We start from the raw sequence: 25,083 nt of genomic DNA, 5'->3' as shown, positions 1-25,083 counted from the left end.
ATCAAAAGATGCCCTGGCAGGGAAGCGCCGGGGCATCTTTTTACCTAGAAGCTTAATTTCGCACCTACAGTTACAATCTCAGATGGTCCGACCTCTAAGTGGTGAACCGAAGACGTTACTCCTTGTAAAGCAGGGTTAGGCTGCTCTAAGATATTGCTTTTAAATAAATACTCTTGAGGACTGTTCACTTTCAGTTGCAACTGTGTCTGCTGAGCGGACATATTGTACCAACGCAAAAACAAGTCGTCAGAAGTTCCGTTCATTTTCATGGATGAGAAGGCCATGTTGTCTCCCTCCCAAACCAATGGGGTATATCCAGAGTTCAACTTCCCGCTATGCAGGCCGGTCTGACATACCGTCCAAGGAGTCTGGAATTGATAGGCCTCTGTAAATGCCCGTTGTTCACTTCCCTCACCAGAATGAGGAATCAGCTCCAGTTGTGCTGTGTATTCGCCCAGGCACTGAGCTTCCGGAGTTGGGAACCAGCCCCAATCCCCCAATTCCCCTACGCTGCGTAACAAGGTGACGGCAATAGTATTGCGTCCATCCCGCAGAACCTCATATTCGTTCAATCCCTGATTGGCTACCGTAAGTCCTACATCGCCATTGCTGACATCGACAAAGGATTGCTGATGTTGAGTGTTGCTCGGATTTGCCCATTCTGGTGCCGGATTATTGTCCCGTGTAGCCACTTCAAACATAGAATCCACACGATGCACATCGGTAGACAGATCGGTCGGGAACAGCATTCGTATCCGGTGATCCTTGGCTTGGTTATTAATTGTGGATTCAATATGCACACCTTTGCCTTCCCGCTCCAGCGATACGACGGTACGAAGCTTCAAAACCACCGTATTTACACTCCGCTGCGCTTTACGCTCAGGATAATACACAAGTGCACGCTGTTCCGCCTCCAAGGTGTCATCCGCCGAAGCCGGAATCTCCCAATCTATTCGGATCTCAATGGCCGCACGGAAGGGAGAGTCTTCAATCACCTTAATAACTGCAGGCTGGCCTTTGGTCGTCAGCGCTTGTTCACCTTCTGGCTGCTTGTACATGTATTCATTGCCTACGTCTCCGGTATTCTCGTAAATCCCCAACTCACGATAAGTGGTACCGCTATGCTTATCCAATAACGTAAATGAACCATCCTCAGCAACAACTACCTTGAGAGATGCATTCTCCAAGCTGCGCTCTCCTTCTATTAAAGAGCTTCCCTGAGCGGATTCCGTAGTTGATTGTACCCAAGCGTAAGTACAAAGCCCAAGTGCAGGCACATTGCGTGCTTCAAAAGTAAGTCTCACTTTGCGGCACATATACGGCTGACGGAATTGGTCATCAGGCAGATCATAACCAAAGTTTAAACCCAGATCTTCCACTGTAGACGCTAATTCCTCCCCTGTGTGATCGACGAGAATCCTGCCGGACAAATCAACAGCCAGCATTCTGCGGGCGGTCTCATCCAAAGGATAACCCTCGCGCAGATATAACCGTTCAGCATCCAGCTCTATAGTTACCGTTCCCGTACGCTTCCACCCCGTGGTATTCATCACTATAAAAGGAACTGCATCTTCCCCGTATGCGGAAAAGCCAGAAGTCTCCACTTGATCTGCGATAAACTTAGCACTGTCATCTATGATGCTCTCAGCAACATGCCGGCTTTTATCAAAACGAGTTACCATCTCACGATGCACTTCATCCACACTACAACCACAGATACTGTCATGCGGATGGTTCTGCATCAGCGTCTTCCAGGCATAGGTGAATAGATGGTGCGGGTAGTCCTGTCCGGACAGGCGGGCGATGGAGGCCAGCGGCTCGGCTACTTTTTCCAAAAGAGTCTGGCCCAGCTGGTTCATCTGCTTCAAATAAACCCGGGCTGAGGCTGTGTTCACTAAGGTGCCCCATCCGTCAGTACGCTGGCTGCGCAGTTCCCCTGTAACGGTGGAGAGCTCCCGCTGACCCGAGGATAATTGCTGATCCAAGGCTTGCAGATAGTCCGGGAAATTTGAATGCACGAACTTCACTTCAGGGTATAGCTTTTCGGCGGTGCGGATAGCTTCCGGCAAATCCAATTGCAGAGGCTGGTGGTCGCACCCGTTCATGAACAATAACTCCCCCGTTGAAGCATACTTCTCTGCATCCGCAAGCTTACGGTCCCAGAATTCCCGAGCCGCACCTTCCTCAACAGGAACTTCATTGCCGTTAGAATACCAGTTGGCAAATAGGATACCGAGAATTTTGGATCCATCCGGCCCTTCCCAGATCAGCTCGGAGAAAGAGGACTCATAACCTGCATCCGATACAGTGTTGTTAAATCCCGTAGGCTTCACCCCGCGTCCAAAAAAAGCATTCGTAATCCCTGACTGCAACATCAGCTGCGGAGTCTGTCCGACCAATCCAAACGTATCGGGAAAATAGCCGATTTTGGAAGGCTCGCCGTATTTCTCGGCATCCTGATGGCCGATCTGCATATTCCGCACATTTGCCTCGCCGCTCGTCAGGAACGCATCCTGCAAAATGTACCAAGGTCCAATCAAGATTCGCCCATCCCGGATATACTTCTCCAGCTTCTCTTTGTTCTCTGGCCGAACCTGAAGATAATCCTCCAGAATAATGGTTTGCCCATCGAGGTAAAAACTGCGGAAGGCGGAATCTCCGTCCAGCTTCGCAAGCAGTGCATCCACCAGCTGAACCAGACGGACGTGGTGTTTCTCATAGGGCAAATACCATTCACGGTCCCAGTGAGTATGGGACACGATATGGGCTGTTTTGGTTGTTGTGTGGGTCATCTGTGTGTACACCTCAGTTCTTCAGCATTTATTAAGCGTAATGTTAACCTCTTCAGGTCTGTAGACAGCTACCAGCTTGCCCGCTGAATCAGCTGCAAACAACACCGAACGTTCTTTCTCCAGTAAAAATGAGTAATGAGCTCCAGTTGCAGGATCTTTTATTTCAAGTTCGGCATCCCAGGCGTATTCAGATACGAAGATATACAATGAACCTTCTGCAAAAGCAAGCTTTCGCCCGTACACACCTGGCAGGTCTCCACCGCTGATCCATTCCAGCCCGGTTTCGATACCTGCGGCTTGTGCAGCATATTGGTAGAGCGCGGCGATCGGCTCGTCGCGGTCATTCAGTTCTAAAGGTAGCGGGCACCAGATCAGGCGACCTGTGCCAAGCTGGCGTTCGATGAGGTGATCACCCACACCACCTGAGCTAGACGAATCAACATCTGCATTTGCTGGCGTTTCTTTGACTAGCTCCGCGATTCGCTTCTGTCCATAGGACACCGCAAACTTGCGTCCGTTCAATAGAAGCTGCTCCTCACGGCGCATGTTACCAAGTTTACGGGCTCCTACTATTGCGTCCATACGATCCGAAGGCTGCCAATACGCATCAACCCCCAATGCTCCAGTAATGAGCAGAACGGCACCTGTACGCTCCACTATGTCCAGCAATTGCTGAAGGGCGTCATTATCCAGATTGTGCACACTCGGCAGGAGAATCAACTTAGCCGGCTCTGCCTCCAGCGGAGCCAGATCGTATTCCGATACGGCGCGGAAAGGCAAATGAAGCTGATAAGATAAGATCCGCGTCAGGCGGGTAGTCGCATCATAGGCGAGCTTCCGGTTAGAGAAGTCATTAGAGTAAGGGAAAACCACGGCAATCTCTTCCAGCTTCCGCCCGTCAAATAATCCCCCGGCTTCGCCGATGAACCGCCCAAAATCATAAGACACATCCGCTTCCGGCTTCTCAGTCCCATCGGCCCGCAGCGCACCGATCTGTGATTCATTGGCATTATCCATATAAAAGTTCGTGTTCCAGATCCATTGCACAGCCCCGGCACCTCCAGAAGCAAACGCATAGGCATATTTGCGCTCCAGCATAGCCCGCAATTCTTCCTCACTGCGTTTAGCCCGTCCGTCTGGCGTCTCTACGTACATGATGCCGGTCTCCTGAATGAGGTTCGGTTTATGATGGGTTTTGGCAAAAATTCCATCCCAGAGCAGATTGTCATTCAACCACCAGCTGTGAACAGTGGTGTAATCGACATCGCGCTCATAAAAGAACGGCGATGGCCGTTGGGCACCTAAAGCCTCATCCTGCCCTACGGTCACTAAATGATCTGGGCAGAGTTCCTTGATAGTCCCGCTAAGCTCCCTTGCCCATACGTTGTGCATGTCCATGGAGAACAGGCAGTAGTCGAGCCAACGTGTGCCGCGCTTCCCGGAATGAATATCCTGCACACTAAAGTTAATCTCTTCTCGCTCAGGAGGTTGTGCAGCCGCAAAATCCGGCAATTCCAGCGGCGTCATATTCCAGCGCTCTTGCAGCAAAGTTATATCACCATGGCGTTCTTCCAGCCAAGCAGAGAAAGCAGCGTGTTCATATTTATCTCGCGCCGAGCTCGGTCCGTCCGAGAAAATCCGCGGCGGATCGAACATTGACGGTTCATTGATCAAATCCCAATCCACATGGGTTGTCGTGCGATGCCGTGCGATGATGGAGCGGATGAACCGTTTTTGCGCTTCTACACTGCGCGGATCGAGATAAGGATTCGTCCCTTCCCAAGTCTCCGGTGTAAAGGAGAAGAACGTAAAGGTTACCTGCAGCTCATGCCGCTTCGCAGTCAGTAGAAAAGCATCAATCGCTCGCAGCACTTCTTCCGAGGCATGACCGTCTACCTGCATAATATTGCGGTAGGCTGTCCAGATGCCGGTACGAATCCAGTTGATGCCTGCCTTCCGCATCTGTGCCATATCCCGATCCCAGACATCAGCATTTGGCAGGAATAGAAACTTCCGCGCTACGTCAGAGGTCATATAAGTCATGCCGACAACAGGTAAAGGCTGACCGTCTTTGATAAAATAATCTCTTCCAGCCTTAATCGGTTCCCCCTGCGATAACAGGCCCACGTCATATCCCCAAAAGCCTTGACGCAACATCCGCACTTCGCCTTCTTCCGATACAGCATGGCAAGAAAGATGATACAGGCCAGGTTGAATTTCTATAGCAAGCGGTACACGTAGGAAGTTCAGCTCGCGACTGACCTCAAGCTTGCACTCGTGAGTGAAACATGGGATAGACTCCCCGTCTTTGTTCAGAGTGATGTTCAGGGTCCACTGCGCTGATGTCGGTGACGATTGGCTACGGCTTAGCCGCTGACCCTGCAAAAACAGCAGCGGCCGCTCGCCTTCTTCATAAGAAGCATAGTTAGGCTTCAGCCACAGCTCTGTTACTCCCCGAGCGGCAAAAGTTGCCCAGCGGGTTAATGCTTCCGTTCCGCCTTGATTCCAGAAATCAGGCGTAAGCGGTTGGCCGATGAAGATCCAACGGCCACCAGCAAAAGGCCCGCCGATATGCTCCCACAGCACAGCTGGAGCTGAAACTTCCCGCCCGGCGGCGGTAATGCCCTTAAGCAGCGGATAGATCCGCGTGTCCATGGGTCCGCTGGAACCCATCTGCTCCGGCAGGTCACTGCTTTTAGTGACATGCGGCACCAGGTTCCAGGTATCCGCCAGAGCCAGCAGCTGCTCATCGCCTACGAAGAGCGGAATGTCTCTAAGCGCGACATGCTGCTGTATGCGATCTGCGCTGCTCACCTGCAGCGCTTCATGGATATGCAGCTGGCGGTGATAGGCAGTCTGCTCAGCTTCGATCCGCCACTCTTCAGCGACTAGGCGGACTGGATGCTTAAACGGGGCACCGCCAATGCTGATCAAGCTGCCGCCTCTGCTCAAATAAGCGACGATGGAAGGCCAAGCTTCCTTTGGGAAGTATGGCGCATGGAAGCTAACGAAGCAGTCCCCGGCCTTGGCGCTGTCCAGCGTTTCGGCCAGCTGTGCTGCATGAACAGGAGGGTCAGTATGATGTATTCCTATAGACTGTGCCTGTTCCGCTGTCAGTCCGCCCGCTGCGGTATACCCGGGAAAAGACGGGTCCGCGAACAGGATGATACGGCCCCCGCTCACAGAATACCTTCCTTCATCGCCCGATAGACAAGCTGCGAGAACAAACTGTTCGACCATGCAAACCAGCTGCGGGTAAATACACTAGGATCATCCACATGGAAGCCTTCATGCATATATCCGGTTCCGGCATCCGTACTTTCCAGCATCGCTATCAGTTCCAGCTTCTCTTCGGCAGTCTGAGCCGTAATGCCCTGCATAGACAACGCCATATGCCAGATATAGTTCTCCGGAGTGTGCGGGCTGCCGATCCCTTTGGCAGCTGTGCCTTCATAATAGAACGGATTTTCTTTGCTCAATGCGAAACGTCTGGTGTTCTGGTAGATGGGATCATCCGCCGAAGCGTAACCCAGATACGGAATGGAGATCAGTCCGGGCGTTCCCGCATCGTCCATCAGGCAGTAATTGCCGAAGCCGTCGGTCTCATAAGCATAAATCGGACCAAACTCCGGATGGCGATAAATGCCGTAGAGCTTAATGCCATGGTCTACTTCAAATTCCAGCTCTTTAAGTTCAGCCAGGAAGTCTAGATCGCGGAAGACCCACTCCGCGAATTCCTGCATCTGGCGCAGCGCGACAACAGCGAACATATTGCCAGGAATGTTGTAGTGGAAATCACAGGCATCATCGCTGGACCGGAAGCCCGACCAGATCATTCCGGTATAGTTCACCGGCATGCCGAGACCGCTATTGCGCAGAGAATCTTCCGGAATGCCGTTATTGCGGCTGAACCGGTACGGAGACTGCTCGAAATGCCGCTGTTCTCTTTTGAACAAATCGAAAATCTGGCGCATGGCCGACTTGAACCCAGCGTCGAAGAAATCAGTCAGGCCCGTCTCTTTCCAGTAGGTATAAGCGAGGCGTACAACAAAACATAACGAATCAATCTCAAATTTACGCTCCCACACCCATGGCGACATCTCGGTCACATCCGTAGTGTTCCAGTGCCAGTCATTGGCCGACTCGTTAAATGCATTGGCGTAAGGATCGATATGAATATATTGAATATGGCGTTTGATAAGACCGCCGATAATGCGCTGGAGATCGGGATCGTTTTTGGCCAGAGGCACGTATTGAATTACCTGCTCCACTGAATCACGCAGCCAGGAGGCCGGAATATCGCCGGTAATCACAAAGGTGGTTCCGTCATCCAGCAGTTTAGTCGTCGTCTCCAGCGTATTCGGAAAACAGTTCTTGAACAGCTGCAACAGCTTCGGGCGATGTGCCAGCTTCTCCTCTGCTTCGGCAAGCACTTCTTGTACGGCCTGCGGCAGCGGCAGCTGGGGCATTGCTATTTTGGGTAATCGGAATTGTTCCAAGTGAGTTATGCTCCTTTGCATCTGTGATGTGATTATTTAATTTCTGATGTAGATTGTTTTGATCTCGTAAGGGGCAAAGTGAAGTTCCAATTCACCGCCAGCCGTGTGTTCGATCTGTTCCAGCTGCTCTTCCAGAGCATTGGACAGGTAGACGCTCTGAACTGGATGCTGCCATTTGAGCTGGACCCGCTCGCGGCCTCCCGAGGATTCGTAGAAACGGAGAACAGTCCCCTGTCCGTCCTCGGATGGCTTAATCGTATCCAGCACCACATGCTCACCGGAGAATCCAATAAATGAGCCTGTTGGTGGCAGCTGCCCCTGTGTTGAAGAAGCGGCAAAAGTATACAGCTCATGATTTAGCTCTGCTGCACGACGAACAGTATGAGCCTCCCGCCAATCCCCACGGTGCGGATATAGCGAATAGGTGAAGTCGTGCTCGCCGAGATCCGCAGTAACATCCGGCCATTTCGGCGCGCGCAGGAGCGACAAGCGAATGGTACTGCCTTGGATGTCATAGCCGTATTTGCAATCATTCAGCAGACTGACGCCATATCCACGTTCGGATACATCGGCAAAACGGTGCCCGCAAACCTCATACTGCGCCTGCTCCCAGCTGGTGTTGCGGTGGGTCGGACGTTCCAGCGCACCAAATGGAATCTCGTAAGTCGCCTTATCCGCGACAACTTCAATCGGAAACCCTACCTTAAGCAGCTTATGGGCTTCGTTCCAGCTTACATGCGTCTGGAAATCAATCCGGGAATTATGGTGATGTAGAATCATATCCTGAGTAATCTCGGATTGGCCCAGCTTCCAGCGGAAGCGCAAAATATCCTGCACCGCACCAGTGCGGATCACTCCCTTTTCTATAAGTTCAGCCTCCCCGGCGGGTTGGGCTTCATAACGGTTGTCAATGTCCCAGGCATCCCAAAGCGTCGGACGGTCGTGGAAAAAGTGGAAGCGGTTCGCCGGCTCACCGGATTTTACGATCTCCCGGTTTCCTTTTTTATTAAAAAGACTGGTGATTTCTCCCCGCTCGTTAAAGGTAATACGATAATAGTCCGTCTCCCAACGGTCGCCGAAGGGAACAGCTCCTACAGCTGTTTGATTATGTTCAGCAGCGGCAGATTCTGCATTATTTTCAACGGATGTGTTCTGAGACAGATCACGAATCCAGATCGTTTTGTAACCAAAGGCTGGAATCTCCGGAACGAGAACCGAGACACCAGAAACTGCTGTCTCCTCCGTCAGGACATCTGCTTCCAGCAGTACGTTATCCTCGCCATACACCGCAAAGTTTCCGCTAGCGACTCCTTCTTCATTGAGGGCAAGTTCGACCACGGCATCCCGCATCCAACCCAAACCATTAAAAACAATGTAAGGTGTACCTTCGCCTGTCGTGTTAATGTTCCCGGCCAATGCCGCAAGCCCCGGCTGAAGTGCATCACGGCCAAGCTCAAATACCTCTGCGTATTCCTTCTCCGAGGTCTCGTAAGCTTCGGTAATCGCCGAGCCCGGAATAATATCATGGAACTGGTTCAACAAAATCAGCTTCCAGCCCTGATGCAGCTGCCCGGCAACTACGGCATGTTGCTCCGTGTCCAGCTGCGGCGAAGCTAATGTCTGCCACAGCTCCGCTTCACGGTACAACACTTCCGCCTTGCGGTTGTTCCGCTTGTTGCGGCCGTGCGTAGTGTAGGTGCCGCGGTGCAGCTCCAGATACAGATCGCCCCGCCACTGCGGCAGCTGCGGCTGACAGCGTGTAATGCCTGCGAAGAAATCCGCGGCATTACTGTATTTACTCTCCGGCTGGCCGACCATTAGCTCGGCACGCTGGATATATTCCAGCATCTCGCGGGTGACCCCGCCGCCGCCGTCACCATGCCCATAGAGCAGCATCTGCTCATTATGTTTATCTTTTTCGCGGAAGGACTGATAGTGTTCATGCACATCTTTGGGCAGCGTATTCTCATTGACCCCATGATTCAGGTAAGACAACATCGGCGTGCCGTCAATGCCGACCCAATGGAACAGATCGTAAGGGAAGACATTAGTGTCATTCCAGCCCAGCTTGGTGGTCATAAAATATTTGATGCCACCATGCTGCAGAATCTGCGGCAGAGAAGCACAGTAGCCGAAGGTATCCGGCAGCCACTCAATCTGTGAGGTGCGCCCGAACTCTTCCAGATAAAAGCGTTGGCCATACAACATTTGCCGCATTAGCGATTCTCCGCTCGGAATGTTCAGATCCGGTTCGATCCACATCCCGCCGACCAGTTCCCAGCGTCCTTCACGGATGCGTGCCTTGACCTTCTCATAGAGTACCGGGTCATTGTCTTTCAAATATTCGAACAGCAGCGGCTGGCTCTGCGCATATTGATAGTCAGGATATTCGTCCATCAGGGCATTCACCGTCGAGAATGTCCGGCTCGTCTTGCGCACGGTCTCGCGCGCAGGCCACAGCCAGGCAATATCGATATGAGACTGGCCCACCATGTGGATTGTTCCTTCGGCATGACCGCCGATCTCCCCGACTCTGCCCCGCAGCTTCTGCTCGATTCGCGTAATCTCACCACCCTCGCGGATCTCCTGCGTGGTAAGGCCAACGAATTCATCCATTGCCACATACAAAGCTTCCAGCATCCGGTTACGGCGCTGGTCCTGCTCAGGCAGCAGAATTGCCGAATCGCGAATCACTACTGCCGTGTACATTAGACTCTGTACAGGTCTATTCACCAGCACCAGCTGGCTGTGGATCATCCGAATCGGCGGCTGGATCACCGCCTGTTGATTTAATGGGTCCACCGGCTCGGGGACCGGATCGAAGAGTTCGATTTCCAGGTCCAACGGACGGCCCGATGGATCACCTGCCAGAGTTACAAAGGTATGATTGCGGTCGAGTCCTTGCCGCGATTCACCGTTCACCCGCAGCAGCCCTTCCCCACCTGAAGCAAAAATCAACCCGATGTGGCCCGGCAGCCAGTTAGCCGGAATCTCCAAAGTACGGCGGAAGAAATAGGTCGTTCCTTGCACACTCGGGAACAGATCATAATTGCTGCCGTCCTTATAAGGCTGCAGCTTGTCATACTGTCCCGGCAATTGATACACCGAGGACAGAATCTCCCAATCGCGCAATTCCTGCACCTCTAGCCATTGCTGCTCGGAGAGCTCGCGGATGAAGCGTTTAATGCGTTCCATTTCTTTACCCCCTCACCGTCAAATCGGTGCTCAGTGTATCATTTACATGCTTACCCACCAGCACTTTAAACGCTCCTGGCTCTACAACTGGTCTTAAATCCGGTCCGATATATTGCAATTGCTCCGGCCCTACCGTGAACAACACGGTTTGCTTCTCACCCGGAGCCAACTTAATTTTGTCAAAAGCCTTCAATTCCCTGGCGGGACGGGTGACCTTACTGGCGACATCGGAAATGTACAGTTGCACCACCTCTGCGCCCTCACGGTCTCCTGTATTCTGAACGTCCACGGAAACTATAGCCGTCTCCCCACCCGCAATTACTTCCGGCTCCACCTTCAACCCGGAGTACGTAAATTCAGTGTAGCTAAGCCCGAAGCCGAACGGATATTGAGGCTGGGAATCGGCCTCAAGATATCTTCTGCCACGGGAACGTTTGCCGTTGTAATAGACCGGGAGCTGGCCCACATGCTTCGGCACGGATACAGTCAGCTTCCCGGACGGGTTCACATCGCCGAACAGGATATCCGCAACAGCGTGCCCGCCTTCTTGGCCTGGATACCAGGCTTCCAGAATGGCATGTACATGCTCGTCAATCCAAGGCTCACTCACCGGACGGCCGTTAATATAAACAACGATCACAGGTTTGCCGAGCTGATGAACCTGCTGGATCAGTTCCAGCTGCACTCCCGACAGGGTCAATGACACCCGGTCAATGCCTTCGCCGCAGTCCATATCATTCCAGGCATTCTCCGTCACCTTGGACGCGCCTGTCTTAAGATCAATACTGCCTTCCCCGAAATCGCGTGCACTGGAGCCGCCGACGACCATAACAACGGTATCGGCCTGCTCTGCACAAGCGAGCGCGGCTTCAAAACCTTCGCGCGAATCGCCTTTGATCCGGCAGCCCGGTGCATAGAGCACCCGCTCCGGCTCTGCAGCCAGCTTGCTGCGGATGCCGCTGAGCACGGTCGCTACCTTAGCCGGAGGCTGCGGTGAGGTATAATCGCCGAGCTGGTTATACCCGGCATCGGCGTTAGGGCCAATGACGGCGATCGTGCCGGCGGTCTTGGACAATGGCAGCACACCTGCTTCATTTTTCAGCAGGATGATGCTCTCGCCCGCCACTTGCCGGGCCAGCTCTTGATGCGCTTTGCTGCCGATGACGCGTTCAGCCGCATCGGGATCAGCGAATGGTTGCTCGAACAGGCCTAGCCTGAACTTGAGCGTCAGCACACGGCGGACCGCCCGATCCAGCAGTGCCGGGTCCAGCTTGTCTTCACGAACGGCATCCACCAGGTATTTGCCATACATCTCCCCGGACATCTCCATGTCGATGCCGGCTTCCAGTGACTGCACTGCTGCATCCATGCCATCTTCAGCCACATCATGGCCAGAGGCCAGCATCTCTATAGCTCCGCAGTCGGTAATGATTAGACCCTCAAATCCCCAAGCTTCGCGGAGTATATCCTCTAGTAGCTCTGTATTTGTCGTGCAAGGCACGCCGTCTATTTCGTTATAAGCAGGCATAATGGAGACTGCACCCGCTTCGACCGCTTTTTTGAAGGGCAGCAGATCCACTTCCAGCAGTTCACGCCAGCCCATGTGCACAGGCCCGGCATTCCGGCCGCCTTCTGAGCTGCCGTATCCCACAAAATGCTTCAGCGTAGCCCCCACGCTGCCGCCGCTCTGCAAGGATTCCCCCTGCAGACCTTCAACAGCCGCAACCGCCATCTCGCTGATCAGGTAAGCGTCCTCGCCGAAGCACTCCTCGGTGCGGCCCCAGCGGGGATCGCGCACCACATCCAGCACCGGCGAATACGTAACCGCGCCGCCCTGACTGCGTGTCTCCAGCGCTACGGCGCGGCAGACCTCACGATACAGCTCTACATTCCAGGAGCTGCCGAGCGACAGGGGCACCGGGAATACGGTGGCCCCGATCGCCATGTGGCCATGCGAGCATTCCTCGCCGATCAATACCGGAATGCCCAGCCGCGAATGCTCCAGCACATACCGCTGGAGCGTATTCACCGCTTCCGCACCTTCACGCGGAGACAGGCCAGTAGCCAGCGTCACACCGGTCCACGGGTCAGCGCGCAACATCCCGTAAAGCGAACCAACGCCGCCCCCGGCAACCTTCTCCTTGAAGCTTTCTGTCAAGGTCATCTTACCGTCTCTATGTTCATAGGCCTGCCAGCCAAAAGGCTGAATCAGCTGACCGGCCTTCTCTTCCAAAGTCATCAGTCCGAGCAGATGCTCCGCCCGTTCTTCAGCAGGTAAATTCGGGTTTGTATAACTCATTCCTTAACAGCCCCTACGGTAAGACCTTGAATGAAATAACGCTGGAAGAACGGATAGGCAAAAATAATCGGTCCTGTCGCCAGCACGACCATCGCCATCCGCGATGTATCCTGCGGCATGGAGCGAAGAGCTTCCAGACTGAGCGAACTGTTCTGGGAGTTCTGCAAAATAAACTGCATACTGGTCTCGATCCGCATCAGCATCGATTGCAGCGGGACTAAATTCGGGTTGTCGATGTACAGCAGCGCATTGAACCAGTCATTCCAATAGCCGAGGGTGCTGAACAAAGCAATCGTAGCCAGACCGGGCAGTGATAAAGGCAACACCAATTTCAGGAAGATACGGAACTCGCCCGCCCCGTCGATTTTGCCGGATTCGATAATGGCATCAGGCACACTCGTGCTGTAGAAGGTGCGCAGAATCATAATGTAAAAAGCATTCACCGCCAGCGGCAAAATCAGCGCCCAGATCGTATCCTTCAGGCTTAGAAACTGCGTAACGATAATATAAGTCGGCACAAGTCCACCGTTGAACAGCATGGTAAAAAACGCGAAGAACGAGAAAAAATTGCGGTAACGGAAGCTTTTCCGGGAAATGGCATACGCATAAAAAGCGATAAACAAAAGGCTGATAATCGTCCCTATCACCGTTACAAAAATCGTCACACCATAAGAACGCAGCAGCATATCTCCGGATTCAAACACATAACGGTATGCGCCGAGACTCCATTTTGCCGGAATCAGCTTATAGCCATCCCGCGCCAGCGCCACCTCATCGGTGAAGGAGATGATCACGACGAACAGAAACGGAAACACGCACAGAAACGCAAAGATGCCGGCTATCAGATTAAAAGTGATATTCCAGGGCGTCGAGAGATGGTGGAAATCACGTTCTTTTTTAGTCTTAGTAATGGAAGACATATGGCCCACTCCTTTCATGAGGTTCTAGAACAAAGCGCTATCCTTGTTGTATTTGCGGACAATATAGTTAGAGGTCATCACTAGCGTAAAGCCGACAACCGATTGATACAGACCTGCGGCAGTGCTCATACCAATCTCACCCGTTGTTTTGAGGCCTTGATAGACATAGGTATCAATAACATTCGTGACACTGTAGAGCGTACCGGAATTACGAGGCACCTGGTAAAAGAGACCGAAGTCGGCGTAGAAGATTTTACCGATGGCCAGCAGGGTCATGATCGTGATAATTGGACTCAGCAACGGCAGTGTAATATTACGAATCTGTTGGAACTTACTAGCTCCGTCGATCATCGCCGCTTCATACAGCGACTTGTCGATCCCCATAATAGCTGCGAGATAAACTACGCTGTTGTAACCAACTGCTTTCCACAGATAGACTAGGATCAGGATGAACGGCCAGTAGGCTTTTTCCGAATACCACTGAATTGACTCTGCGCCAAAAAAGCCCATGATCTGGTTCAGCATCCCGCGTTCGGAGCTCAGGAAACTAAATGCAAAATAGCCGACAACGACCCATGACAGGAAGTAGGGCAGGAACATGCCGGTCTGATACACTTTGGCCAGCTTCTTGTTCACAATCTCGGACAGCACAATCGCCATCAGAACCGACAAGATCAAGCCAAGCAGGATAAATGCTCCATTGTAGAGCAAGGTGTTGCGGGTAATAATGTACGCGTCATTGGTGGTGAACAAAAACTTGAAGTTGTCTAACCCCACCCATTTGCTGTTGATAATACTCGCCCAGAAGCCGTCGCGGCTAAAGCGGTATTCTTTGAATGCAATAATCGTCCCTATCATCGGCAGGTAAGAGAAAAAGAGAAACCAAAGCGCACCTGGTAAAACCATGAGCAGCATAATCTTGTTATTCATAATATTTTTTATAAATCCGCTGATTGTCTTCACACTTAGATCCCTCCTGTATGTCCTTATATTTCAAAAAAAGACCGGGTCCAGAGGCCACGCCCCTGCCCCGATCTTCTCTTACGTTGATGTTTTACTTGTTGTTGGACGCTTTCCAGGCATCAATTTGCGATTGCGCTTCAGCGATAATTTTGTCCAAACCGGCTGCCTTGAATTTCTCAATAGCTTTCGGTAGATACTCGTCAGGATCAACGGTTCCAGTCATCAGTGGTGACCAGTATTCTTCTTTTACGTTCTGAACCGCAGCGATTTCAGTGGTCACCTTGGAAGTGTCGAAGTTAAAACCAAGCAGTGGTGCATTCACACCGGATTCATTAAACTTTTTGAACTCTTCCCATTTGTTCTCAGGGTCACCCTCGTTCAAATAGTTGATCATGATATTGCCCAGCGAGAAGGTTGGCATGTCATAGTTCTTGGATTCATCCAGGTTCTTCATAGAATTCTCACCGGTCTTCTCGTAGTGCACGCCTTCGATTCCGGAGTCAATCATGTTGCGCAGCACCGGATCGGTGTTGAGCAGGTTCAGGAACTCCATCGCTTTCTCCGGATATGCGGAGTTAGCCGAGATGGCTTGCATCGAACCCATAACGGACCAGTTGTAAATGTAAGGTTTGCCAGCTGGCGTGGAAACTACAGGATAGCCGTAGCTTGCCGACCACAGATTGTCCGCCATCGGCTGGGTAGCCGCACGATCCATGAACCAGTTCGAAGATTTATAGAGATCATCCACCGAAGTTGTAGTTGCTACTTCCGGCGAGATATAACCTGCCTTGTAATATTTGCGAACGGTTTCAAGAGTGCTTTTGAGTTCAGGTGTTTCCAGAATGTTCACGATCTTGTAATCCTTTGTGTCCATATAAACAGCCATTGGCATCTTTTCAATGATGTAATCGAACGGCAGTACTGGCATGAAATCCTTCACCATAGCGTAAGGCGTGATGCCCGGTTCATTCTCTTTGATCGTCTTCAGCAGTGGTTCAATGCTTTCCATTGTGTTCACCCCGGAAATGTCGAGGTTATATTTGTCGAGCAGCTCTTTATTGAAGCGCCAAACTTCTTGCGCCGGAAGCTCTTTGTTGGCAGGTACGGCATAATTATGTCCATCTACCTTGGAGCCTTCCAGGAACGCCGGATCAATCGTGTCCACGATGCCTTTTCCATATTCATTAAGCAGGCTGTCCAATTCCATAAAAGCGCCTTTGCGGGCATTTTGCACATAATCGAACGCCCAGGAGCATGTAAAGAGAATGTCCATGGGTTCACCAGCGGCTACTTTAACCTGCATTTTTTGTGTATAATCGCCAAAATCAATCATATTCATCTTCAGGGTGACATTTATCTTCTCTTTAGTGTACTTATTGACTTCTTCCACGACACGGTCCAGATCCTTCTGCGGTCCGCCGATCGTGTACCAGATCAGTTCGACCGGTTTCTCGGATGATGCACCGTCGCCGCCCGCTCCTGAACTGTTAGTTGCCGCGTTGTTTGAATCGCCGCCACATGCGCTGAGCGCAAGCGAGAATGCCATAAGTGATGTCAGTAACAGGGAAAACCTTTTTCTTTTGTTGTTGCCCATTCCTGTATAACCTCCCCTTTGTTTACCTCAAGATCGCTGGCCTAATCCGGAATTAAACCAGCAGCTTTCTCCTTCAAGGACTATCTTTACTGTAATTTATGAAAGCATTTTCAAACAGAAGCTAAACTAAATAAATCATGTAGAAAATAAAGAAAAAGCTTGCAGCGGGGGTCCGCTAGACAAGCCCTTTGTACTCCGTAGGAGATATCCCGACATGCTTCTTAAACTGTTTGTAAAAATAGCCGGTCTCCCAATAGCCTACTTTGAGAGCGATTTCATGAACTTTAAGTGAGGTATTCCGCAGCAGCTCCTTCGCCTTCTCAATCCGGTATTTATTGATATATTCGGTGAATGACTCATTCACCTCTTTATGGAACAGCTGTCCCAAATACACCGGGTGAATATGGTATTGGGCACCGAGGGTCTTCAGTGACACATCTTCATTGTAGGACTCATGGATATAATTCAGCACCTGCTGCACGACTGGACTCTTTACGTCCCGAACTAAGGCGTCTACCGTAATGGTAGCGGCTTCCTGAATAATCTGAGTCAGTTCATTTATGGAAACTGTAGAGCGAATGAGGCCAAAACCGTCTGCGAAAAGCTCCGGTTCTTCCACATGACGAATCTCCTGCAGCTGCATCTTGAAGCGGATCAACCATTCCATGGCAATGCCTTGCAGCAGCACGGGTGTAATCCCCTCCATCCGCCGCAGCTGCTCAAAATGATCCTGGATCCGCACCAGCAGCGCTTCCTTATCCTTCGCCATAATCAGCTTGAGATCATCTTCCCAATTCAGCGGCATGCCTTGGACGGCAACCTCATGCCTGTCCTGAACTTCCTCATAATGCAGCAAATTCCGCTCTGGAAACAGCATGAAATATTCCTGAGTCATCTTTGCATGGGCATAACTCTGAGCCGCCGCCTCCTCCATCTCCTCCACTGTTCCTACGGACAGACGCATTGGCGGACCGCCAGTTAGGGATAACAGCAGCTGCGCATGAAGCCTTTCCACCGCTTCTTTACCCTGCTGATACTCACTAAGCAGATGCAGCAGCACGGTATCTCCATCCATATCCCGGAATGCAATCAAAGACGGGTTACCGCCTACAACCTCTTCCACCGCCTGAAATAGCTCGGCAGCGTCCTGTTCAGGGCGAAGCAGGGCTACTTGCACTAGCGGCTTATCTAGTCTAAGTCCCAGAAAATCAGTCCGTTCACTGAATTCCTTCGGCCCAATCTGGCACCGCAGCCAGCGGTACATCACATTATCGCGCAGAATGGAAATACTATGCGCATTGAATTGACTCTCTTGACGGGAGACACCCAGCTTCTCGGCGGCAGTCACTAATGTTGCCCGGAACTCTTGCAAATTAATAGGCTTGAGCAGATAATTTTCAATGCCGAGCGCCATTCCTTCCTTAAGATAACCGAACTCATCATAGCCGCTGAGGATAACAACTTTGATCTCCGGCTGAATCTCCCGTACGGCCCGGATCAGATCCAGCCCGTTCATCAGCGGCATGGAAATATCCGTAATCAGAATATCCGCTGGAACAAACCGCAACGACTCCAGCGCTTCCTGTCCGTTCTCGGCGTGGCCGACAATCTCCATCCCCAGTGCTGCCCAATCCACAATGTCATATAATCCTTCGATAATAAAAGGCTCGTCGTCCACAATGAAAATTTTATACATGGTTTGGATCATCCTCTCCCAGATCGGGAAAATACACAGTCACGGTTGTGCCGGTACCCGCTTCGCTTTGTAATTCAATGCCATACTCACTGCCATAAAGCAGCTTCAAACGTTCATGAATACTGCGCAGGCCGAATGATTCCGATTGTTCATCTGGCTGCAAAAGACCTTCTTTGAGCTGGACCAATCTGTCCGGCGCAATCCCCCGCCCATTGTCTGTAACTACCGCACGCAAATATTGGCCATCCTTGGCCACAGCCACACTGATGTGATTATCATTCTTGTCCACGCGCATCCCATGTAGAATGTAGTTTTCAATGATAGGCTGCAGCGACATTTTGAGTACAACTCTTCCGGTAAGCTCTTTCCCGCATTCCATTGTATAAGAGAATTTATCCTTATAACGGATGCGGAACAGCTCCAGATATAAACGGCAGGCCTCTAGTTCATCCTTCATCGTATGCTTGGGTTTCTGGTGAACATAGCTTTTGAACAACACCGACAAGCTGTAGATCATCTCCCCGACATCTGAAGCTCCTTGAGAGATTGCTCTCATCCGGATCACCTCCAAGGTATTGTAGAGAAAGTGTGGGTTTACCCTGGCTTCAAGCGCGGCGATTTCGGTATGTTTTTGCTTGATTTCAGCCTTGAACACACGGTCTATATGAAGATTCAGCTCATCCAGCATATCGTTGAAGCTCTTGGAGATCTGCCCCAGCTCGTCTTCTCTGACATCGGTAATCCGGGCATCCAGGTCACCGTTTTTCACTTTGCGGGTGAACTTGATAATTTTATGAGTCCGTCTGGCAAAATTATTGATAAATAAAGTGGGTGTAATAATCGCAAACAACAGGCAGATCAAGCAGATAATGAAGATCATGTTCCGCAATCCCCTATAAGTGGCGGCTAATTCCTGCTTAGGTACAGCACTCAACACAGTAAATCCGCCTTGGGTGTGAGTCTGCTTAGTAATGATCATCCCGCCGACTTCTTCACCATCTGTATAGGCAGAATTCATCTGCTCGGGATAAGGATAGCGCTTTCCATAATAGGTGCCCGAGGTATCAAATAACACATCCCCATCCGCTGCCAGCACCAGAATCTTTCCCTTGAAGTCATCCTTATAATTGCCCATACTCCCCCAGACCTCGCTGGCATCAAAATAGACTAGAAGCTGACCAATGTTGCGAAGTGATATCTTGTTATTGACCGGGGTACGAACCGTAAACATCGGCCCCTCCGGAGATGAGATCGCCTGACTGACCCAAGTGTTTGGAGCGGTGACACTGCCTTCCTCCTCCAGATACAGCGCATCCGGTACGAAAGAGTGGGCTGCATTAGTGGAAATAATCTGAAATTTGCCTTGGTCATTATAGACATACAGCTGCTGTTCAGCTGCACTGTAGAGCATTAAACTGCGGATATCAGGATCATCTTCAACTTGATTGCGAAAAAACTGCACGGTATCCGTCGTAGCATTACTTTCGTTGAAATAGCGGTCCAGCCGGTACCTCACGTAATCTTCATACGGATGCTCCAGCAAATACGACGTATTAGCAGTCAGCTCCGTGTCCCGGTACACGTCCCGCATCATAGACTGTACAGAGTCATATTTCTGCTCAATATAGCTGTTGATGCTCTCCACGGTACGTTTCTGAATCTCCATCTGCCGCTGCACTACAGCCTGAGACATGAGCAAGAACATCAGGTAGGAGAAGGTGATAATGGTGACCACGGCAATGACTGAGAAGAGCAGGATGATTTTCATAAACAGATTATTCTTCAGATACTTTCTGTACAATTTCCCCGGAAACATCAGCAACCTCCTACAGCAGGGGGAAGACTAAGCTTCGCTGCTTGTCATTATGAATAAAGTATAGCATGAGGTGCTTCCTGCCTGTGGCTGGTAAAAGCTTGCAATCCTCCGCCAAGCAAAGACAGTCTGCCCATGGAGCAAAGGGCTCCTTGGGCAGACCGTGGTGAGGCAATATAATCTACCGGATGTAATTCAAGATGAACTGCGCAGCCTCGGCACGGGTCGCCAAGCCACCGGGAACAAACTTCCCGTCCGTGCGGCCATTCACCAGACCCAGTGATGAAGCAGCATTCACGCTGTCTGCCGCCCAGGCTGCTACCTCACCGGAATCGGTGAATGTTGTCGGGGCTGATGACTGAAGCGCTCCATGCTCCAGTACATAGGCACGCATTAGCATAGTGACAATCTCCTGGCGGCTGATGTTCGCACTCGGATCGAACTGCTCAGCAGTGCGTCCGCCTACAATACCTGCCCGGACCAGACGCGCCAGGTCCTGCTCATACCAGACACCAGAAGGCACATCACTAAATTTCAATTCCGCCTGATCTTGCAGTCCCAGCACGCCAGCCAGCAGCTTCACAAATTCCGCTCTTGTAATCCTGCGGGCGGGTTCAAATCCATTTTCGGAAGTGCCTTGTACCAGATGTTTAGCCGCCAGCTGGCGGATAGTGTCCGCAGCCCAGTGAGTAGACGGAACATCAGCGAAGGATTTATTGTACTCCAGCACAGCCAGCCTGCCTGTTCCACTAAACTCCCCTTGCAGGAAGCCATTCGCATACACTCCGCCGAGATAGGTAAGCGAACCCCCTTCAGCAATAGCATATAAACCAAGCAAATTAGTATTATAATCCGTATTTGTTGCACTCCATTGTAAGGTTACTGGTTTGCTGAAGCTTGGAAGACGGCTAGATGTGCCATTCCCCGCGATGACGCTCAGATCAAACGTCATACCCGTACCCCGCAAGACCACCCCACGCTCTGCTTTCAGTGTGCTCATGTTCAAAGTCTCCGGGCTGAGCTTCACCTGAATCTTGCTGCCTGAAGCTTGGGCTTCATTAAGCAGAGCCTTCAATTGCACCAGCAATTCCGGCGCAATACCAAGTGTGGTTCCCGAAGCGGACAATTCAAGTTGACGGATCCCTAGCAACTCACCTGCATTTACAGGCAGCTCGATAGCTGTAACGCCTGCCGGCACCTTTACCGTCACTTTGCCGTTCTCAGTAGATGTACTGAGTGCACTTGCTGGAACTGTCAAAGTTGTGCTAGTAGGACTTGGAAGCGGCGTTGCTGTCGCTGCCGGAGTCGTTCCACCAGTTCCCGTACCTGTCCCTGGAGCCGATGTCGGCTGCGGTGTAGATACAGGAGTATTGTGGACCTTGAAATTAATAATTCCGCTCTTTTGAACAGCCGTATAAGGGTGGCCATTCAGTATTTTGGTGTTGGTGACTACGGCCGTGTACTCGCCGCTGTCTGTTTCTTTTGCAGAAGGAATCGTATAATTACGCTCCACAGCACCTTCAATGGCCTGCCCGTCTTTCAACCATTGGTAGCTTAACTCGCCATAAACTGCAGAAGCTACTACGGCAAAAGACACCTTATCACCTACAACTGCCGGATTCTTATCTACACTATTAGAGGTGATAATTGGCGCATCGGGTGCCGGATGTACTGTCACCGTAAGTTCATTACCGGTTCTTGTTGAAGGCTCCGTTCCCTCTTTTCCAGTCAGAACCACACGGAACTGCGTACCGCTGTCTGTTTCAGAAGCAGTAAATGCGTATACCGCCGAAGTCACGCTCTCCGCCACAGTCCATTCCTCTGCGGTTGCTGCCTTCGTCTCCCAGCGAACCGATTCCACATCCCCGCGGATCTGTACGAACAGCTTCACTTCTTCACCAGTAATGACATCAAGTGCAGACGGAAGATCGGTTATGAAATCAGGCGCTTCCCATGGTGCTTCAGCCGGAGTTAAGTTAATTGTGTACTCTGCTTCACTGCTGTCACCAGATTCATTGGTGACGATGACCTTGTACTTATTGCCATCCATCCCGGTAGTCAAAGCAGGGATAGTATAGGAGGCGGACACTCCCAACGCATCTCCATAACCGCTGCCTGTGTCCGCATACCAGGCATAAGTCAGCTGCCCTGCGCCAGTGGCAACTGCCGTTAGTGTCGCGGACGTATTTTCACGGAAGGAGCCTTCCCCTACGATCTGCACCTTTGGAGCTTGCAAGGCCCACTTCGCCTGCAAGTTCAGTTCACCGGTTATTAGATCTTCGGCAAAATTCCATCTTCGCGCACCTTCTCCTTCTCCAACATACCAGCCTTCCAGGTCATAACCCTCTCTGGCAATGCCTGTAGGCTCCATCAGCAAAGTGCCATACACAGCCTCGGCCACAGTATTTGCTGGCTCACCCCCATTAGCATCAAAGAGAACGGGATAGCTTCCTTTCAGATAGACAGGTTTGGAGCGGTTGCCTGCATAATCCTCCATCACCACATGCACAACTTTTGCCGACGAGGTGAAGCTTAAGCTCGCCTTAGTTGTCCGTCCACGGATAATCATCGGCTTATTGCCAGAGCTATACGTTGTGGCAAAAGATTTTGCATTCCCATCCTCATACACATACATATACCGCCAGTCTCTGGTATTCGGCATCGGCAGATTCAGCTTACCGTCCGTCCAGGACCATTCTTCCGCGTAAGGTTCCGCGACCGTGTCGATGAACTGGCCGCTGACCGAGACTGGATCGGTGTTGCCTGCGGTAACGGTGACAATGTAATCATCGCCGTTTACCGGCATCCCCGTGAACAGCGCAGTGCTTGCACCTGCCGGGACAACCACTTGCTGTGACACCGGTTCGGATGTCGTAATCCAATTCAAAGACTGCACTCGAACGGTAATGTCACCGGAAGCTTGGGCGGAGTTCGTCCAGTTCACAGTCAACTCCCCGTCCGGACTTGAATCCACCTTCACTCCGGAAACCGCCGCATCCAGATCAAAAGCCAGCGTTGCCGCTTCACCCTCCACTCCATCCGCACCCACTGCAACCACTTTAAGGGTTCCGGATTTCACCGGGAGATGCTTCAGGTAGAACACCTCATCGTATTTGCCGCCCATAAATACATCATTCACGTACACATTATATTGCTTGATCTTAGTGTAATCGGGATCTAGCTTCCACTTCACAACCATCTCACCTGTATCTGTAAAAGCTTCCGCAACTGCTAATTCCGCAGGAGCTGCGGGCTTTACGGCAGACCCGTCATAGACGCGCAGCTGTCCGACGTTCATCTGGTAGGTGGACGCTGTTCCTTGCCCGGGATCGAAGACCAGTCCAAGGGCTGCAATATTATGACCCGCGTATGCACTGAGGTCCAGCTCCTTTGTCAACCAACCGTCCGAGTGCTGACCACTGTTTGGAACAGCGACCTCTACGACGGTATTCGGATCATCAGCCAGGATGAGTCCTACTGCCATCGCCGAAGCATCTGTGGCAGATGGCTTGTTGAAGCTGATCGACAGCTTGGAGTTGCCATTGACCCCCAGCTCTGTTTTGTACAGACGCAAGAAGTTCTTCGCATTCAGATTGCCGTTCACCACCAGTGAACTGCCACCGTTATACGCACCGATCTGCTCATAGTTGTAACGGTTTGTACCCGCAAGGTTGTACTCCGGTCCATAATCAAAATCTACAGTAAGCTTATTGCCAGCAGTATCCTGCCACCACTGCCAAGTCACTGGGATATCCTGCAGGCTCATATTAGACCACTCATCCGGGTTCGATACTTCACCGTTCACGGAATAGGACAAGCCCTGTCCAGTGTTAAAATTGGTGTAAAAGTTCTTGTCCTTAATCACCGAACGCTCCGCAATGACGGACGAGATTCCCGGCCAGTAACGGTTGTCGGCATAAACATCGGAAACGGTATTGGTTGCCGATTTGACCGTATTCTTAGGGTCCACGTTCGGGCCTGACCACCATAGCTGCTCACGCAGTTTTGTCATCCATTGGTAGTCATTTTCGGATCTGTGCGAGACCGGGTAAGACAGGTTCATGTCCTCATCCAGACCGGCATGAACAAAGTCCGCACCGAGTGTAGCCAAGCTGAGCCGCGGCAAGCCATTGCTATCCAGCTTGTTCATCAACGCTGTTCCGTTAACGGACTTGAACCGGTCACGGCCTGCTTCCAGCCCTGCAAAACCAACTTCAAACAAGTTGTAGCTTGTTCCCAGACTGGCATTCAGATTGCTTAAGTAACTAGCCGCGTTGGTAATCTGTGTATTGCCAGCCCCGTAGTCGAAGAAAAACGAATTGGAGACGGGTTCCTTGGTGCTTTTATCCACTAAAAAGGAGATATTGGTATCATTAATCGTCCGGGCGAACGTATTAGCACCGGTATTGGTGTTCAACGAGTCGTACCACTGTACATACAGGCCGCCCTCTTGCAGCACCTTCATAAACGCGATGTAATCGGGGATATCCTGGGTCGCTACATTCGGATTCATCTCTTCCTGATTTACAAAATAACCGTCAAACCCGAAATACCCGGCCATCTCGATCAGTTTATCCGCCACCGGAAAATTACCATTCTCATCTTTAACTATCATTTGTTTGTACGTCTGCTGTCCACGGTCATTATTGGAAAAAAAGATTCCTGCCAATGACAACACGCCGTTCTTATGCGCTGCATCGGTGTAGGTAGGGTTCGGGATGTTCAGCATGCCGAATTCGAACCATTTTTGCTGCCAGTCCTTCTGGGCCAATTCATCATAATATTCCGGCGGGGTATACGCAGTCGCTGTACCATGCCAGTAGGAGTAGTAATCGATATATTGCCAAAAGTTAAAATGATACTGCGCAAACTTGTTCGTATACGGCGCGTTCTCAATAAAAGCATTCCCGTAATCGCCAGAAACGTTGATCATCTGTGTATCTGCGCTAAGCGCTGGGTTAGCTTGGGTTGCAGCAAATGGGGCATTCCGCTTCTGCAGCGGTACCCGCGATCTCAACAGCTCTGCATCCGGATCGGTTGCCGGACTCCAGTTCGCAATATGGCTGCTCGTATATCCATGTACATTAGGCTGATTGGCACCCGGCGCACTGTCTCCTGTAAAAGGCCACGTATCGCCGGCGTAAGCCGTTAGGGGAAGTCCTGAAACTAGCAAAGCTGCCGCCAGAACAGCTGATGTCAGCTTACGACGCGCCTTTTTACCGGTGTGAAGGTTCATTTTCCACTCTCCTCGTCCTGTAGTTGTTTCGGTTACTCTCATCCATGAAGCGTAATGTGTCTCACTATGTCGCCGA

Annotated in this window: 11 protein-coding genes; all 11 read right to left on the bottom strand. The window is 51.3% G+C overall.

All coding sequences use genetic code 11. The annotated features are described in order from the left end of the window. Positions 1 to 44: 44 nt before the first annotated feature. The 11 genes from NSQ91_RS04110 to NSQ91_RS04060 all read right to left on the bottom strand — a co-directional run bounded on the left by NSQ91_RS04110 (position 45) and on the right by NSQ91_RS04060 (position 25,007). On the bottom strand, positions 45 to 2,792 hold the full coding sequence (locus NSQ91_RS04110; RefSeq protein WP_076305204.1) for an alpha-mannosidase: 2,748 nt from the start codon (positions 2,790 to 2,792) through the stop codon (positions 45 to 47). Between the two features lie 21 nt (positions 2,793 to 2,813). Then, positions 2,814 to 5,975: an alpha-amylase family protein gene (locus NSQ91_RS04105; RefSeq protein ID WP_370510808.1), complete on the bottom strand. Its 3,162-nt coding sequence runs from the start codon at positions 5,973 to 5,975 to the stop codon at positions 2,814 to 2,816. Beyond that, positions 5,972 to 7,291: a glycoside hydrolase family 125 protein gene (locus tag NSQ91_RS04100; RefSeq protein ID WP_076098666.1), complete on the bottom strand. Its 1,320-nt coding sequence runs from the start codon at positions 7,289 to 7,291 to the stop codon at positions 5,972 to 5,974. Before NSQ91_RS04100 ends, NSQ91_RS04105 begins: the two co-directional genes overlap by 4 nt. Positions 7,292 to 7,327: 36 nt before the next feature. Next, positions 7,328 to 10,486 (bottom strand): alpha-mannosidase, encoded by a 3,159-nt coding sequence (locus tag NSQ91_RS04095; protein WP_076305202.1) that lies wholly within the window; start codon positions 10,484 to 10,486, stop codon positions 7,328 to 7,330. Positions 10,487 to 10,490: 4 nt separating this feature from the next. Beyond that, on the bottom strand, positions 10,491 to 12,785 hold the full coding sequence (locus tag NSQ91_RS04090) for a glycoside hydrolase family 3 N-terminal domain-containing protein (protein ID WP_076305201.1): 2,295 nt from the start codon (positions 12,783 to 12,785) through the stop codon (positions 10,491 to 10,493). After that, a complete protein-coding gene (locus NSQ91_RS04085) occupies positions 12,782 to 13,705 on the bottom strand; it encodes a carbohydrate ABC transporter permease (protein WP_036684927.1) in 924 nt (307 codons plus the stop codon). Before NSQ91_RS04085 ends, NSQ91_RS04090 begins: the two co-directional genes overlap by 4 nt. A 24-nt stretch (positions 13,706 to 13,729) precedes the next feature. Continuing rightward, a complete protein-coding gene (locus NSQ91_RS04080; RefSeq protein ID WP_282579979.1) occupies positions 13,730 to 14,635 on the bottom strand; it encodes an ABC transporter permease in 906 nt (301 codons plus the stop codon). Positions 14,636 to 14,759: 124 nt separating this feature from the next. After that, entirely contained in the window at positions 14,760 to 16,262 is a 1,503-nt protein-coding gene (locus tag NSQ91_RS04075) for an ABC transporter substrate-binding protein (RefSeq protein ID WP_076130103.1), read from the bottom strand. A 175-nt stretch (positions 16,263 to 16,437) separates the two neighbouring features. Beyond that, positions 16,438 to 17,958 carry a response regulator transcription factor gene (locus NSQ91_RS04070; protein ID WP_076105357.1) on the bottom strand — a complete coding sequence of 507 codons (1,521 nt, stop codon included), beginning with the start codon at positions 17,956 to 17,958 and terminating at the stop codon, positions 16,438 to 16,440. Beyond that, on the bottom strand, positions 17,951 to 19,774 hold the full coding sequence (locus NSQ91_RS04065; protein WP_076208103.1) for a cache domain-containing sensor histidine kinase: 1,824 nt from the start codon (positions 19,772 to 19,774) through the stop codon (positions 17,951 to 17,953). Before NSQ91_RS04065 ends, NSQ91_RS04070 begins: the two co-directional genes overlap by 8 nt. A gap of 178 nt (positions 19,775 to 19,952) precedes the next feature. Continuing rightward, complete coding sequence (locus tag NSQ91_RS04060) at positions 19,953 to 25,007, bottom strand: endo-beta-N-acetylglucosaminidase (RefSeq protein WP_081391941.1); 5,055 nt, start codon at positions 25,005 to 25,007, stop codon at positions 19,953 to 19,955. Between the last annotated feature and the right edge of the window lie 76 nt (positions 25,008 to 25,083).

It is taken from the genome of Paenibacillus sp. FSL R7-0048 (genome assembly GCF_038004505.1).
GTDB lineage: Bacteria > Bacillota > Bacilli > Paenibacillales > Paenibacillaceae > Paenibacillus_AQ > Paenibacillus_AQ odorifer.
This window is presented reverse-complemented; position numbering and strand designations above follow the sequence as displayed.